Genomic DNA, 14,946 nt, shown 5'->3' on the forward strand with positions numbered 1-14,946 from the left:
GAGCGGGGACGTGGATCCAGCTCGACTGGCCCGCGGGGGCGGCTGGCGCTGCCGGAGCCGCGGGGACCGCTGGCGGTGCCGGGGCCGCGGGGACCGCTGCCGGTGGCACGGGTGGCACAGCTGCCGCGGGCGTCGCCCTGCAGGCGGTCGAGCTCGCGGACCGTCCGAACACCGACGACCAGGTCACCGCCGGGACGCTGACGTTCTCCGACGGGTCGAGCGTGGCGGTCCCGTCCCTGCCGAACGGCGGCACGGTGCAGCGCGTCAGCTTCACCTCCCGCCAGGTGACCTGGGTGCGCTTCACGATCACCGCGGTGAGCGCGACCACGAAGAACACCGGCCTGGCCGAGCTCCGAGCCCTCGCCGCGACCACCACCGCCACCGAGCCGACGCCGTCGACCCCGTCGGTGAACGCCGCCCGCACGGCCGTCGTGACCGCGAGCGCCGACAACCCGGCCGACCGACAGACCGCCGCGAAGACGGCCGACGGCGTCGTGTCCGGGTGGCCCGCCGACCCCTCCGCCGAGTGGGCGGCACCGGGCGGTGGCGTCGGCACCTGGGTGCAGGACGACTGGCCGTCCGGCGTCGCCCTGCAGTCCGTCGACCTGGCGGACCGTCCGAACACCGACGACCGTGTCACCGGCGGGACCCTCACGTTCTCGGACGGCTCGAGCGTCGCGGTCCCCGCCCTGCCGGACGACGGCACCGTGACGAGCGTCGCGTTCGCCGCGCGCCAGGTCACCTGGATGCGCTTCACGGTCACGGGCGTGAGCGGCACCACGAAGAACACCGGCCTCGCCGAGCTCCGAGCCTGGACCGTCCCCACCGGCACCGGCACCGGCACCGGGACGGGGTCGACACCGCCGTCCTCGACACCGCGTGACGTCACGGCGGCCGCCGCGCCGACCGCGTCGTCCGACAACCCGGCCGACGGCCAGACCGTCGCGAAGGCGGTCGACGGCGTCGTGTCCGGGTGGCCGGACCGCGCCGACGCGGAGTGGGTCGCGCCGGGCGGCGGGACCGGCACGTGGCTGCGCCTCGACTGGACCAGCCCGGTCACCCTGCGACGGATCGTGCTGCACGACCGTCCGAACACCGTCGACCGGGTGACCGGCGGCACCCTGACGTTCTCGGACGGCACGAGCGTCGCGGTCGACGCACTGCCGGACGACGGGGCGCCCGCCACCGTCGAGTTCACCCCGCGGTCGGTGACGTGGGTGCGGTTCACGGTGGACCGGGTCGCCGCCGGCACGGAGAACGCCGGGCTCGCCGAGTTCCGCGCCTGGGCGGCGTCGTGAGCGACCGGACCGACACCGGGGCCGCGACGGGCGACGTCGAACTCCCGCCGCCCCCGACACCAGGACCGGCCGGGGCACGCGTCGACGGCGACCGTGCTCCCGTCGCCCACGGAGCGGGGTCGACCCGGCACGGACGCGGACGCCGACGCGGCGCACGACGGCTGGCGCTCGCCGCGGGGGCGCTCGTCGTCGCCGCCGGATCGGTCGTCGCGGCGACGACCGGCGGCGGGACCGCGGCCGACCCGAGCGGCGAGGCGATGCCCGCGGCCGACGGCGGAGACTGGCGGCGGGTGTTCTCCGAGGACTTCGCCACACCCACCGCGACCGGCGCGTTCGAGTCCCGGTACGGCGAGCGGTTCTCGGTGTACCACGGCTTCGCGGACACCGCGGGGACGGGCCGGTACTCCGCCTCGGCGCTCACCGCGCGAGACGGCGTGCTCGACGTCCGGCTGCGGACCACCGCGGCCGGCACGCCCCTGGCCGGCGGCATCGTCCCGCTCGTCGACGGTCGGTGGGGCGGCCAGACCGCCGGACGGTACAGCATCCGGATGCGGAGCGACCACGTCGACGGCTACGGGGTCGCGGTGCTGCTCTGGAGTGACGAGAACGTCTGGGCCGACGGCGAGATCGACTTCCCCGAGGGCGACCTCGGGACGCCCGCGTTCCTCAACGTGCACTGCCTCGCCGACCCCGCGGAGAAGTGCATCCACCACCAGACCGAGGCGTCGCTCGCGGACTGGCACACCTACACGATCGAGTGGACCCCCGAGCGGATGTCGTTCCTGGTGGACGGGCGCGTCGTGGGCAGCACCACGGAGGACATCCCCACCGCACGCATGCACCTCGTCGTGCAGGCCGGGTCGAACGGCGGGGTGCCGCCGCGCGAGGCCGCGGGGTCGCTGCTGGTCGACTGGATGACGATCGACGTGCCGGCCCCGGGGCGGACGCCGCGGGCGACCATGCCGGGTGCGGGCGCCGTCGGCGACTGAGCCGTCGGCGGCCGAGCCGTCGGCGGCCGAGCCGTCGGCGGCCGAGCCGCGACTCGGCCGTGGGCCTCAGCGCGCGTGCGTCACGAGGGCGTCGAGCAGTGCGCGCTCGTGCGGCGCCCGGTCGTACCGTTCCCGGACCCACGCCCGGCACCGTGCCGGCAGGGTCGGGTCGGTGGTGGCCTCGTCGAGGGCCGCGGTGACGGTCCGGGCGAGGGCGGCCGTGTCGGTCGGGTCGACCGTGAACCGCTCCCACTCGTCGGCGAGGACCTCCGCCGTGCCACCGGATGCCGCGGCGACCGCGGGGACGCCGGCGGACATCGCCTCGACGACCGTGCGGCCGAACCCCTCGGGCTCGATCGACGGCGCGACGACGAGGTCGGCTGCGTGCAGGAGCGGCAGGACGTCGTCCCGCTCGGGGAGGACGAGCACGCTGCCCGCGGGCAGGGCGTCGACGGCGCGGCCGACCGGACCGCGCTCCTCGGGGTAGAGCGCCCCGGCGAGGACGAGCAGGGGCACCGACGACGCGGGGACGGCGGCGTCGTGCGCCGCCGGACCGGAGCCCGCGGCCACCGGGGCCGCCGCCGACCGCCGTGCGGCGTCGGCGAGCACGAGCTGCCAGGCCTCGAGCAGTGCGACGACACCCTTCGACCGGCTGAGCCGCCCGTAGTACAGGACGACGGGTCGGTCGGTGTCGATGCCGAGCGTGCGTCGGGCGGCAGCCGCCTGCTCGGCGGTCGCGGGTGGGAAGGCGTCGGTGTCGACGCCGTTCGGGACCACCGTGATCTTGTCGACGGGCGTCCCGGCGGCGGCCCACGCCCGCGCCATCGCGTGCGAGACCGCGAGGAACCGCGACCGGCCGCCGGCGATCGGACCGAGCCGTCCGTAGTTCGGGGCGTGGTGCAGGTGCACCGCGAGGGGGATCCCGGACACGGCGGACACGACACGGCCGTAGGGCAGGTACTCGGGCCGGTTCAGCCACAGCACGTCGTACCCGGCGCGACGGAGCCGGAGCCCCTCGCGGGCGAAGCGCAGCGTGTCGCGCAGCGCCGTCCTGATGCCGAAGCGCGGGTCGGTCGCCTCCAGGAGCCGGACCCCGAGGCCGTCGTAGGCCGCGCGGCCCTCACCGGCGCGGGCCGCGGTGCTGTCGCGGTGCCAGAGCTCGACCGTGTGGCCCGCGGCGACGAGCGCACGGGTGTCCTCGAGCACGCACCGTTCGAGGCCGCCGGTGAGCGCGAGCCCGCTGACGAGCCCGCCGATGCGCAGCGCCCGTCCCGGTGCCGCCGGGGACGGACCCGGGGCGGCGGAGGCCGCTGGGGACGAGCCCGGGGAGGCGGAGGCCGCCGGGGACGAGCCCGGGGAGGCGGAGCGCGCCGGGGACGGGCGGTGGGTCACGATGCACCTCCACGTGCGGTCGTGAGGCGACGGAGGAACCACGGCAGGCACGCGACGACACCGACCACGCGGACGACGTTCCACAGGGTGTCCTGGGGGAGCAGCAGGGAGGCCCCGGCGACGGCGAGTGCACCGACCAGCGGCAGCACCACCCGCGCGCGCGGACCGACCCACTCGCGGCGGTCCGGCAGCACGAGCAGCTGCGCGACCGCCAGGAGCGTGTAGGCGACGACGGTCGCGAGCCCGGCCCCGACGATGCCGAGCAGCGGCACGAGGACGAGGTTCGCGCCGATGTTCAGCACGCCCGCGCCGGCCGCGATCACGCCGACCGCGACGCCCTTGCGCTCGACGAGGAGCAGCCGACCGGTCGCTCCACTGGCGACGACCGGGAGCGCGGTCAACGCGACGACGAAGACGACGACGCTGAGGTCCTGCACCCGGTACGACGCCGGTGCCAGGACCGGCAGGGCGACCGGCGACACGAGCGTCACCGCGAGCAGCACCGGTGCGAGCATCGCGTAGAGCTCGTCACGGGCGTGCACCGCGAGGCGTCGGCGTGCGGCGCGGTCGCGGAGGGCGGCGAAGTGCGGTGCCCAGGCCTGGTTCGTGAAGGTCAGGAGGAGGATCACCGCGGAGCCGACGACGTAGGCGATCTGGTAGCGGGCGACCTCGTCCGGGCCGAGCAGCCGCTGCACGACGACCCGGTCCCCGGCGTTGAGCACGAAGTACGACAGGTTGCCGAGGGCGACCGGGATCCCGAGTCGGAACGCGCGCGCGGTGGTGCGGCGGTCGAACAGCCCGGCGATGCGCGGCCGCGTCGCCGCGATGCCGATCACCATCGCGACGCCCTGCGCGACGACGCCGCCCCACGCGTAGGTGGTCGCGTCGGCGCTGACCCAGACGAGCAGGCCGAGACCGATGATCGAACCGCCGACGGAGGACAGCAGGCTCGTGACGGCGAAGACCCGGATCCGGTCCTGCGCGACGAGCAGGGACAGCGAGAGCTGGACGATCGCGGCCGGGGCGACCCACAGGACCGCGACGAGGAGCAGCGGGTGGGCGCCGACGAACCCGGCGGCGTCGGCCCACGACGGGATCGTGACGAGGGCGGTCCCGGTGACGACCACCGCGGTCGTGATGCCGACGACGAGCAGCCCGCGGGCACGACGGTCGTCGCCGCCGTCCTCCGCACGTTGCAGGACCGCCGCCTGGTCGAGACCGGCCACGGACAGCACGACGAAGGCCTGGAACAGCGCGATGGCCGAGGCGAGCAGGCCGAACTCGGCGGGCGGCATGAGGTGCGCCAGCACGGGCGAGATGAGCGACGAAACGACGAGCTGCATCGACCACACGACGACGTACAGCAGGCCGCGGCCGAACAGTGCGTTCGACCCCTTCGCGACCGCGCTGCTGCCCGTGCCGGGCGCCGCGTCGGACGCGGCCGACGTGGCGGGGGTGACCGACGCCTCCCGGCCGTCGGCGGGATCGGTGGCGACGGCCGTGGCGGGGGTGACCAGCGCCTCCCGGCCGTCGTCCGTGCCGCCCGTGGCGGGGGCGAGCGGACCGGACGAGGACGGGCGGACCCGTCCCTCGGCCGCGCGGGCCTCGCGTCGGGTCTGGGGCAGCGTCACGAGGCGGCCCCGTCCGCCGCGACGGACCCGGCGACCGGCGTGCCGGCAGCGGCCACGGCGTGCGGTGCCGCACGCGGCTCCCGCAACCCGAAGGCGCCGTCGATCAGGTCGAGCAGCTCACCGCTCCGCTCGGTCGAGAACTTGCGCGCGAACAGGTTCGGCGTCGTGGCGTCCGGGGTCGCGCGGCGCTCGAACAGGCGGCCGGCGTCGGGCAGCGTCAGCCACGGCGGGCTCTTGCGTGCCGCACCGTCCCAGCCGATCCACCAGAGCGACTCCGGCACGTGCTCCTCGGCGAAGCCGGGCGTCAACGACGGGGTGTGCAGGACCGACGGCACGAAGGTCTCGTCGGCGATCCAGCTCCGTCGCCAGAACCGGACGAGGTCGGGGCGGCGGTCCACGGTGTCGACCACGGCGGCCGCGTGGCGACGGGCGAGGACCTTGAGCTGGGAGCCGCCGGTGAGGGTGACGCCTCGGGGCAGGCGACGGGGGAGCGGGACGCGGAGCATGTGCTTCCGCCAGGCCCAGTGCGGGTACCGCAGCCGGGCGAAGCCGCCGTCGCGACCCCAGCGGTCGTAGGGGAGCGGGAACGACGCGACGAAGGACTCCTCGCGGTGTGCCCCGAGGTGCGCGCTGATCTCGCTCGGGTGTGCGAGCAAGTAGTCGCTGCCGGTGAGGACCGCGACGTGCGTGGCGTCGGTGGTGGCGAGGGCAGCACGGTAGCCGGCGACCTCGGCGGCGACGTTCTCCCAACGCGCCCACCCGGTGCGGATCCGTGGCAGCAGCCGGACGCGTTCCGGCAGGCCGTCGACCATCGCGCGGTGCACCGACTCCGGGGTGCGTGCGTCGACGTGCAGGAACACCGGGAACGGGTCGAGCGTCTCGACGAGGCGACGCACGTGCTCCGGGTCCTCGTGGGCGAGGACGATGCACGCGGGGACCGCGGGGGAGATGGCCATGGCGGGACGCTAACCCGGGGCCGTGGTGGCCCACAGCCCCGTGCCGGACCGACTGCGGGGAAGCGGCGGTTTCCCGCAGTCGGGCGTCTGACCGGCGGTTCCCGTGGTGCCCGCGCGGTGCGGGGCGTCGTCCCGGACCAGCGCGACCGGACGGCGCCGGCTCAGCGTGCCCGGCGGAACTTCGGGCAGTCGCAGAGCGCGCAGTCGGTGCCGGGGCGGTAGTGCTCGTGGGCGTCCTCGGCGTGGCCGCAGACGCACGTCGACGCGTCGAGGACGAGCACCGTCCCGTCGGTCGCGAGGTCGGCCCAGCGGTCGCCCCCGCGGTCGGTCAGCGCGGGGGCTTCGGGTCCGGACGAGGGGGCGCCGCCACTGGTCGCAGCGGACTCGTTCCCGGTCCAGGGGGCGTCCGACATGCGTCCTCCTCGTGCCCGACGCGCGGTCGTCGGGTCATCGACGCCGAGCCTACTGGTCGACACGCCGCGCACTGGCGGCAAACCGCAAGACGCGCGGCCGTCGCCGCAACCACCCGGAGGCCGCGTTGACCCCCGCCGGCGCCGATCGGAGCATCGGACCATGACCGACACCAGTGCGACCTCCACCCGCGTGCTCACGCTCGCGCCCGCGATGCCGTCGCCGGACGGACCGACCTGGTCGGGTGCCGCCTGGGTGGGTGCGGTCGACCGGGCCGAGGCGCTCGCCGCCGACGCCGTCGCGCTCGCCGGCGCGGCGGGGTTCCGTCGTGCGCGCCTCCTCGTGCGAGACGGGCTCGAGGTCGCCGGCTTCGTCGACGTCGCGGTCGACGCGGACGGGGACCTGGACCCGGCCGAGCTGGGACCGGCCCTGCGCGCGGTGCGTGCCACGGGCCTCCCGGCCGCCCCGACGGGCACGCCCGTCGGACGCGTGTCGGTCGTCATCGGCACCCGCGACCGTCCGGAGGACGTCCGCCGGTGCGTGCGCTCGGTCCTCGCCTCGGCGTACGACGACCTCGAGGTCCTCGTCGTCGACAACGCGCCCAGCTCGACCGCGACCCGCGACGTCGTGGCGGCCGTCGGTGATCCTCGGGTCCGGTACGTCCTGGAGGCCCGACCCGGCGTCTCGCGCGCACGGAACGCCGGTCTCGCCCTCGCCACCGGCGAGGTGGTCGCCTTCGTCGACGACGACGTGGTCGTCGACCGCGACTGGGCGTCGGCGCTCGCCGCGGCCTACGCCCGCGACGCCGACGTCGTCTGCGTGACCGGCCTCGTGCCGAGCGGCGAGCTCCGGACGCCGGCGCAGCGCTACTTCGACGAGCGCGTCACCTGGGCGCGCAACACCGACCGCCGGGTGTTCCGCACCGCGAGCCCGCCGGCCGACCTGCCGCTGTTCCCGTTCTCGGTCGGGGCGTTCGGCACCGGCGCGAACATGTCGATCCGCCGGGACGCCGGGCTCGCCCTCGGCGGGTTCGACGTCGCGCTCGGCCCCGGTACCCCGACCCGCGCGGGGGAGGACCCGGACCTGTTCACCCGCGTGCTGTTCTCGGGCGGGGCGCTCGCCGTCGAGCCGTCCGCCGTCGTCTGGCACCGGCACCGTTCCGACCGCGAGGCCCTGCGTGCGCAGGCGCTCGGGTACGGGACCGGGCTCGGTGCCTGGGTCGCGAAGCTCGTGCTCCGGCCGCGGACCGCGGTGGCGGTGCTCCGGCGGGCGGTCGGGGCGCTGCGGCAGCTCGGGGCGCTCGGGCAGGGGAACCGTGGCGGTGGTGCCGGTGGTGCCGGTGGTTCCGGTGGTGCCGGTGGTGCCGGTGGTTCCGGCAGTGCCGGTGGTGCCGGTGCGGACCAGGTGACGGCGGCGGTCGCGGCGATCGCGGCGTGGCCGGTGGACGACGACTTCCGCGCCGCGGCCGCGGGGCTGCAGCGCGTCGAGCTCGTCGCGGCGCTCGGTGGGCCGTGGCGGTACCTCGTGTCGCGAGCTCGCGCGCGGCGCTGAGGGGCGCGGCCCGGGCGCGGTGGCTCGGGGTCCGGGTCGGGCCGGCACGGGGCCGTGCGACATCGTGGTCGTCGTGCGACAGCGGAGGTGTCGCTCGCGGGCGGCACCGCCGGGCCGTGCCCGCGCGTGCGACATCGTGGTCGTCGTCCGACAGCGGAGGTGTCGCTCGCGGGCGGCGCGGCCCGGCCGTGCCCGCGCGTGCGACATCGTGGCCGTCGTGCGACAGCGGGGGTGTCGCACACGCGCCGCCCCGGACCGCGCGGACCAGTCCCGGCCCGAGCGACCCCGCCGACTACGGGCGGAAGCGACCCTGCTCGACGTCGCGCCAGAAGCGCCGGCTGCGCAGGTACGCCGCGGGCCCGGCCGGGAAGCCACGGAACTCGTGGAACGCCAGGGAGCGCGGGATGCGCGTGGTCGACGCCTCGGTGAGTGTCTCCGGCGCCGCGTCGCGCTTCCCCGCCAGCCGGGACACGAGCTGCTTGCCCTTGATCTTCACGGCGACGGGCATCAGGCGGGCCAGCGCGACGAGGTGCCGGCGGTCCTTCGCCACGAGCGCGCACATGAGCGCGGTGAACCCGACGCCGTTCGAGTGCAGCTGGTGGTGCAGCCCGTCGAGGTCACGACGGTGGCGGTGGTGCACGACGGCCTTCGGCTCGAAGCCGATGCGCCCGCCGCCCCACAGCAGGTCGATGAAGATCGCCAGGTCCTCGCCGCCGCGGGCCGGGACCCCGGCGCCGAGCGTGTTGTCGAAGCCGCCGACCGCGTCGAACGACGAGCGCCGGACCGACCAGTTCGCACCGGCCCCGTACCCGCCGATGCCGTACACCGCGAAGTGCTTGCGCACCGTGCCGTCGGGGGCCACCGCGGAGACCCGGGCGTTGCGCATCGCACCGGGGACGTCGTCGGGGACGATCGTCACGGGCTCGAAGGTGCGCTCGCCGCTGAAGCCGCCGTAGTACGCCTCGTACCAGATCTGCGCGGGGGTCTCGAGCTCGACCGGGAGGATCATGCCGGTCACCGCGTCGAGCTCGGGCTCGCGGACGTACCGCGACCCGATCATCCGGAGCCACTGCGGGTCGACCCGGACGTCGTCGTCGGTGAACGCGATGACCTCGCCACGCGCGGCCGCGACGCCGGCGTTGCGACCGGCCGAGCAGCCGGGGCGGCGCTCGACGACGAGTCGGACGTCCCGCCCGGCGAGCAGCCCGGGGAGCTCGTCGACCTCGGGCAGCCGCACGCGGTTGTCGACGAGGACGACCTCGTGCCGCGGGTAGTCGAGGTGCTCGAGCACGTCGAGCAGCTTGCCGAGGTCCTCGACGCGGGCGACGACGGTCGACACCACGATCGAGATCATCGGCAGCTGGTCGTCCGGGACGGGGGCGTCGTCGGCACCCACGGGGCTGCCCACGGCGCGGAGCGGCGCGAGGGCACGCTCGGCGTCGGCCGGGTCGTCGGTGAGCAGGACCTCGAGCGTGGTCACCGGGTGCCCGTCGCGGTACCCGACGACGAGCGCCGAGGAACCGTCCGCACCCGCGACGAGCTCCGGGAGCGGAGCGTCGAGGTCGACGCTGACGACACGGCGCGGGCCGGGGACGGACACAGGGGTGAGCAGGGCCATGGCACGGACGCTACGAGCACGGTGCACCGCGGACAACGCCCGTGTGCTCCCGTGGCGGGGATCGTGCGGAACCCCGCAGACCCCCGCAGCGGGACCGGCGACCTGGCCCGGCGACCGGGCCCGGCGACCGGGCCCGGCGAACCGGACCGGCGAACCGGACCGGCGGACCGGACCGGCGACCGGGTCCCGCGACCGGGACGACCGGCCGAAGTGAGCGCTCACCAGGGGAAACCGACCGGCGGGCGGAGGTCACGGCCCGGTCACGAATCCGATGCAACCGGTTGCGCTCCGCCCGACGACGGGCGTAGCTTCCTCCACCAGCAGGCAGCGTGGCCTGCTCCAGGCAGCGTCGTCGGGTCCCCGATCGGCGCCGTCTGGTGATCTCGATGAGGAGACAACGCTGTGACCAACACTCGCGCCAGGGTGCGCCTGGCCTCCGTCGCCGGGCTCGCCGCCGTCGGCCTCGTGCTCACCGGCTGCTCGGCGGGCGGATCGTCCGGATCGGGCGACGCCTCGAACGGTCAGGACAGCCGCGGACCGATCACGTACGTGCAGGGCAAGGACAACTCGAACGTCGTGCGCCCGCTGATCGAGAAGTGGAACGCCGCCCACCCGGACGAGAAGGTGACCTTCAAGGAGCAGTCCGACCAGGCCGACCAGCAGCACGACGACCTCGTGCAGCACTTCCAGGCCAAGGACGAGAACTACGACGTGGTCGACGTCGACGTCGTCTGGACCGCCGAGTTCGCCGCGAAGGGCTGGCTCACGCCGCTCACCGGCAAGATGAAGATCGACACGTCGAAGCTCCTGCCGTCGACGGTGAAGACCGCGACGTACAACGACACGCTCTACGCCGCCCCGCAGACCTCCGACGGCGCACTCCTGTACTACCGCAAGGACCTCGTGCCGACGCCCCCGACCACCTGGGCCGAGATGATGCAGGACTGCTCGATCGCGAAGGAGAAGGGCATCGGCTGCTACGCCGGCCAGTTCGCGAAGTACGAGGGCCTGACCGTGAACGCCTCCGAGGCGATCAACGGCTCGGGCGGCTCGGTGCTCGACAAGAGCGGCAAGCCCGACGTCGACACCAGCGACGCGAAGGCCGGCCTGCAGAACCTCGTCGACGCGTTCAAGGACGGCAACATCCCGGCCGAGGCGATCACCTACCAGGAGGAGCAGGGCCGCCAGGCGTTCGAGGACGGCAAGCTGCTGTTCCTGCGCAACTGGCCGTACGTCTACAACCTCGCCAAGACCGACGGGTCGAGCACGGTGAAGGACACCTTCGGCGTCGCCCCGATCCCGGGCAAGGACGGCACGGGTGCCTCGACGCTCGGCGGACACAACGCGGCGATCAGCGTGTACTCGAAGCACAAGGCGACCGCGCACGACTTCCTCGAGTTCCTGGAGTCGGACGAGACGCAGAAGTTCTTCGCGACGCAGGGCTCGCTCGCCCCGGTCGTCGGTGACCTGTACACCGACGAGGAGCTGACCAGCAAGCTGCCCTACCTGCCGACGCTGCTCAAGTCGATCGAGTCGGCCGAGCCGCGCCCGGTGACGCCGTTCTACCCGGCCGTCACCAAGGCGATCCAGGACAACAGCTACGCCGCGCTCAAGGGATCGAAGAGCGTCGACGAAGCGGTCAAGGACATGCAGGCGGCGTTGAAGACCGCCACCGACGGCAGCAACTAGCGCCGGGACGCGGCTGTCGCCGCGTCGGACGGGAGGCACGGTGCCAGCGTGCACCGTGCCTCCCGTCCGCCACCACCTGCGTCCAGACACCCGGCAAGGAGGCCGTCGAAGTGTCAGCAGCAACCGAGATCCCCGCAGCGATCCCGAACCCACGGGGGACCGAGCCGCCGCGGCGGCGGAAGGGCGGGCTCAACGCCGAGCACGGCCGCTGGGCCGTGTACCTGATCGGGCCGACGATCGCGCTCCTCGCGATCGTCATCGGCTACCCGGTCGTCAGCGCCGTGATCCAGTCGTTCCAGCTCGACGCCGGGCTCGACAAGGCCACCGGTCTTTTCGTCCAGGGCGGCTTCGCGGGCGTCGCGAACTACGTGCACTGGCTCGGCCAGCGGTGCGGTGAGACCGCCTGCCCGCCCGGCAACCTCGGCGCCCAGTTCTGGGTGTCGATGGGGAACACGTTCTTCTTCACGGTCGTGACCGTCGCCCTGGAGACCGTCATCGGCGTGTGGATGGCGATCATCATGAACCGCAACTTCCGGGGACGCGCCCTCGTCCGCGCCGCGATCCTCGTGCCGTGGGCCATCCCGACCGCCGTCACCGCGAAGCTCTGGTACTTCATCTTCGACGCGAACGGCGTGCTCAACCACGTGATCGGGCAGCAGGTCCTCTGGACCTCGAGCGAGTGGGCGTCCCGGTGGGCGATCATCATCGCGGACACCTGGAAGACGACGCCGTTCATGGCGCTGCTCATCCTCGCCGGGCTGCAGCTCATCCCGGAGGAGGTCTACGAGGCCGGCAAGATGGACGGCGCGTCGACCGTGCAGCGCTTCGTGAACATCACGCTCCCGCTCATCAAGCCCGCGCTCATGGTCGCCGTGCTGTTCCGCGTGCTCGACGCGCTGCGCATGTACGACCTGCCCGCGATCCTCACCGGCGGCGGCGGTGGGTCCGGCAACGCGACCACCACGCTGTCGATCCTGGTCGTCGACCAGATCCGGCAGGGCTTCAACTCCGCGTCGGCCCTCTCCACGATCACGTTCCTGGTGATCTTCGTCGTCGCGTTCGTCTTCGTGCGGTTCCTCGGCGCCAACGTGGTGCAGACGCAGGCCGCCCAGCAGAAGGGTGAGCTCAAGTGACGCTCGCAGCAGACCGACCCCGGTCGACGGCGCGTTCGCGCGACCGTGCGACCGACCGCCCCCGGGTCCGCGTCCAGCGGCACACCGGGCAGCGGCTCCGCACCGGCATCCAGGCCGTCGTCATCGCGGTGTGGTGCCTGCTGCCGTTCTACTGGATGGTCGTCACGAGCTTCCGGGACGTCGGCTTCACCTTCGACGCGACGCCCTGGCCGACCCACGTCACGCTCGACAACTACACGACGGCGTTCTCGACCGCGCTCGGCAACCACCTCGGCCGTGCCCTGGCGAACAGCCTGCTCATCGGCGGCGTCGTGACGGTCATCGCGCTGCTCGTCGGCACGAGCGCCGCCTACGCCCTGGCCCGCCTCGAGTTCCGGGGCAAGTCGGTGATCGCCGGCGCGATCCTGGCCGCGTCGATGTTCCCCGGTGTCGCGCTCATCTCGCCGCTGTTCCAGCTCTTCACGGACATCGGCTGGATGGGCACGTACCAGGCGCTCATCCTGCCGAGCATCTCGTTCGTGCTGCCCCTCACCGTCTACACACTCGCGAGCTTCTTCCGCGAGATGCCGTGGGACCTCGAGGAGGCGGCACGCATCGACGGGTGCACCCGGGTGCAGGCGTTCCGGCGGATCATCCTGCCGCTGGCCGCACCCGCCGTGTTCACCACCGCGATCCTGGCGTTCATCTCGTCCTGGAACGAGTACCTCATCTCGTCCCAGCTCTCGAGCGACGCCACCCAGCCGGTCACGGTCGCGATCGCGTCGTTCGCCGGGTCGCAGCCGCACCAGGAGCCGTACACCGCCGTGATGGCGGCGGGTACGATCGTCACGATCCCGCTCGTCGTCCTGGTGCTCGTGTTCCAGCGGCGGATCGTGGCCGGCCTCACCGCCGGCGGCGTGAAGGGCTGAGGCCGGTGGCACAGCGCGGGCCGCAGCGGCCCACCGCCCGGATCGAGGAGGCGATCGGCTTCGTCGGTGCGTTCGGCGTGCTGTTCCTCGGCGTGACGGTGTTCTGCGAGGTGACCGGACGCCCGGCGCTCGGGTGGGCGATGGTGCTGCTCGTGTGCGTCCTCGCGGTGGTCGGGCTCGACCGGTGGCGGCGGACGGTGCTCCGCCGCGGTGCCGGGACCGGCCACGTCGCGGAGGCGACGCACGGCGGTGCCGGGACCGGCCACGTCGCGGAGGCGACGCACGGCGGTGCCGGGACCGGCCACGTCGCGGACGCGACGCACGGCGGCGACGGCTGACGGGCCTCCCGACCGATGCCCAGCGGGATCCAGGAGATCGCGAGCCGGACCGGACTGTCGAAGTCGACGGTGTCCCGCGCACTGCGCGGGTTGCCGACCGTGGCGGACGCGACCATCGGCGAGGTCCGACGGGTCGCCGACGAGCTCGGCTACGTGCCGAGCTCGGCGGCGGCCGGGCTCGCGACCGGACGCCAGCGGGCGGTCGGCGTCGTCGTCCCGGTGATCGACCGGTGGTTCTACGTCCGGGCGCTCCGCGGGGTCGACGCCGAGCTGCGGCAGGCCGGGTACGACCTGGTGCTCTACAACCTCGGCGGGCCCGGCGGTGACCGCGACCGGGCGTTCCGACGGTCGATGCTCCGGCACCGGGTGGACGGGCTCGTGCTCCTGTCGCTCGTGCTCGACGAGACCGAGCGGGCCGAGCTCGAGCTCAGCGACCACCCCATCGTCGTCATCGGCGGGCCGGCGCCGGGCCTGCGGAACGTCGGGGTGGACGACCTCGCGGTGACCGACACCGCGGTCGCGCACCTGGCGGAACTCGGGCACCGGGAGATCGCCTACCTGGGCGGGCAGGACGAGGACGGCATGAACGTCGCCGTGCCGTACCTGCGGCGGGACGGCTTCGCGGACGCCATGCGCAGGCGGGGGCTCGACGTCCGTGCGGACCGGCTGCTCGACGGCCGGTTCTCGTTCGCCGGCGGGGCCGCCGCGGGGGAGCACCTGCTCGGGCGGACACCGGGGGACCGACCGACCGCGGTGTTCTGCGCATCGGACGAGGTGGCGCTCGGGGTGCTGCTCGCGGCCTCCCGCGCAGGGCTGTCGGTCCCCGGGGACGTCTCGGTGATGGGGATCGACGGGCACGAGTACGGCGCGGTCGTCGGGCTGACGACGGTCGCGCAGGACCCCGAGGCCCAGGGGCGGGCGGCCGCGCGGGTCGTGCTCGCCGAGGTCGACGGGGCGTCGGCGGGGCCGTTGCCCGCGGCGCCGACGGAGCTGGTGGTGCGGACGTCGACGGGGGCGCCGCGGGCGTAGGGG

General features: G+C 74.4%; 13 protein-coding genes. 8 read left to right on the forward strand and 5 right to left on the reverse strand.

The window, feature by feature from the left end; translation table 11 throughout:
- On the forward strand, positions 1–1,298 hold a 1,298-nt coding region (locus BEP24_RS17690), incomplete at its 5' end, for a hypothetical protein (protein ID WP_216093144.1).
- The gene (locus tag BEP24_RS13690; RefSeq protein WP_065964321.1) at positions 1,295–2,287 is read left to right on the forward strand and encodes a glycoside hydrolase family 16 protein; all 993 of its coding nucleotides are present in this window, start codon (positions 1,295–1,297) and stop codon (positions 2,285–2,287) included. The genes BEP24_RS17690 and BEP24_RS13690, both read left to right, overlap by 4 nt.
- Positions 2,288–2,353: 66 nt before the next feature.
- Here BEP24_RS13690 and BEP24_RS13695 read toward each other — a convergent pair whose 3' ends face one another.
- From BEP24_RS13695 to BEP24_RS13715, 4 genes are all read right to left on the reverse strand, one after another.
- Positions 2,354–3,679 (reverse strand): glycosyltransferase family 4 protein, encoded by a 1,326-nt coding sequence (locus BEP24_RS13695; RefSeq protein ID WP_071248920.1) that lies wholly within the window; start codon positions 3,677–3,679, stop codon positions 2,354–2,356.
- On the reverse strand, positions 3,676–5,310 hold the full coding sequence (locus BEP24_RS13705) for an oligosaccharide flippase family protein (RefSeq protein ID WP_083230373.1): 1,635 nt from the start codon (positions 5,308–5,310) through the stop codon (positions 3,676–3,678). Before BEP24_RS13705 ends, BEP24_RS13695 begins: the two co-directional genes overlap by 4 nt.
- The gene (locus BEP24_RS13710; RefSeq protein ID WP_065964326.1) at positions 5,307–6,266 is read right to left on the reverse strand and encodes a beta-1,6-N-acetylglucosaminyltransferase; all 960 of its coding nucleotides are present in this window, start codon (positions 6,264–6,266) and stop codon (positions 5,307–5,309) included. The genes BEP24_RS13705 and BEP24_RS13710 overlap by 4 nt, the downstream gene beginning before the upstream one ends.
- Positions 6,267–6,427: 161 nt before the next feature.
- Positions 6,428–6,679 (reverse strand): hypothetical protein, encoded by a 252-nt coding sequence (locus BEP24_RS13715; RefSeq protein WP_065964328.1) that lies wholly within the window; start codon positions 6,677–6,679, stop codon positions 6,428–6,430.
- A gap of 160 nt (positions 6,680–6,839) precedes the next feature.
- Here BEP24_RS13715 and BEP24_RS13720 point away from each other — a divergent pair, with 160 nt between their 5' ends.
- A complete protein-coding gene (locus BEP24_RS13720; protein WP_065964331.1) occupies positions 6,840–8,228 on the forward strand; it encodes a glycosyltransferase in 1,389 nt (462 codons plus the stop codon).
- A gap of 292 nt (positions 8,229–8,520) precedes the next feature.
- Here the strand turns inward: BEP24_RS13720 and BEP24_RS13725 are convergent, their stop codons facing one another.
- A complete protein-coding gene (locus BEP24_RS13725; protein ID WP_065964333.1) occupies positions 8,521–9,846 on the reverse strand; it encodes a glycosyltransferase in 1,326 nt (441 codons plus the stop codon).
- A 465-nt stretch (positions 9,847–10,311) separates the two neighbouring features.
- Between BEP24_RS13725 and BEP24_RS13730 the strand changes: the two genes are divergently transcribed.
- The 5 genes from BEP24_RS13730 to BEP24_RS13750 all read left to right on the forward strand — a co-directional run bounded on the left by BEP24_RS13730 (position 10,312) and on the right by BEP24_RS13750 (position 14,943).
- Positions 10,312–11,535, forward strand: coding sequence for an ABC transporter substrate-binding protein (locus tag BEP24_RS13730; RefSeq protein ID WP_253181697.1), 1,224 nt, complete (start codon positions 10,312–10,314; stop codon positions 11,533–11,535).
- Positions 11,536–11,750: 215 nt separating this feature from the next.
- Entirely contained in the window at positions 11,751–12,668 is a 918-nt protein-coding gene (locus BEP24_RS13735) for a sugar ABC transporter permease (protein WP_253181698.1), read from the forward strand.
- Positions 12,665–13,576, forward strand: a complete 912-nt coding sequence (locus tag BEP24_RS13740; RefSeq protein WP_065964337.1) for a carbohydrate ABC transporter permease — start codon at positions 12,665–12,667, stop codon at positions 13,574–13,576. Before BEP24_RS13735 ends, BEP24_RS13740 begins: the two co-directional genes overlap by 4 nt.
- A 5-nt stretch (positions 13,577–13,581) precedes the next feature.
- Positions 13,582–13,914 carry a hypothetical protein gene (locus tag BEP24_RS17855; protein WP_065964338.1) on the forward strand — a complete coding sequence of 111 codons (333 nt, stop codon included), beginning with the start codon at positions 13,582–13,584 and terminating at the stop codon, positions 13,912–13,914.
- A 15-nt stretch (positions 13,915–13,929) separates the two neighbouring features.
- Positions 13,930–14,943 (forward strand): LacI family DNA-binding transcriptional regulator, encoded by a 1,014-nt coding sequence (locus BEP24_RS13750; RefSeq protein ID WP_065964339.1) that lies wholly within the window; start codon positions 13,930–13,932, stop codon positions 14,941–14,943.
- Positions 14,944–14,946 lie beyond the last annotated feature (3 nt).

It is taken from the genome of Curtobacterium sp. UCD-KPL2560 (genome assembly GCF_001705035.1).
Taxonomy (GTDB): domain Bacteria; phylum Actinomycetota; class Actinomycetes; order Actinomycetales; family Microbacteriaceae; genus Curtobacterium.

Excerpts from the sequence above, each read along its gene's own strand:
- BEP24_RS13715 (WP_065964328.1), bottom strand. The coding sequence starts at position 6,679 with ATGTCGGACGCCCCCTGGACCGGGAACGAGTCCGCTGCGACCAGTGGC.
- BEP24_RS13710 (WP_065964326.1), bottom strand. The coding sequence starts at position 6,266 with ATGGCCATCTCCCCCGCGGTCCCCGCGTGCATCGTCCTCGCCCACGAG.
- BEP24_RS13725 (WP_065964333.1), bottom strand. The coding sequence starts at position 9,846 with ATGGCCCTGCTCACCCCTGTGTCCGTCCCCGGCCCGCGCCGTGTCGTC.
- BEP24_RS13720 (WP_065964331.1), top strand. The coding sequence starts at position 6,840 with ATGACCGACACCAGTGCGACCTCCACCCGCGTGCTCACGCTCGCGCCC.
- BEP24_RS13750 (WP_065964339.1), top strand. The coding sequence starts at position 13,930 with ATGCCCAGCGGGATCCAGGAGATCGCGAGCCGGACCGGACTGTCGAAG.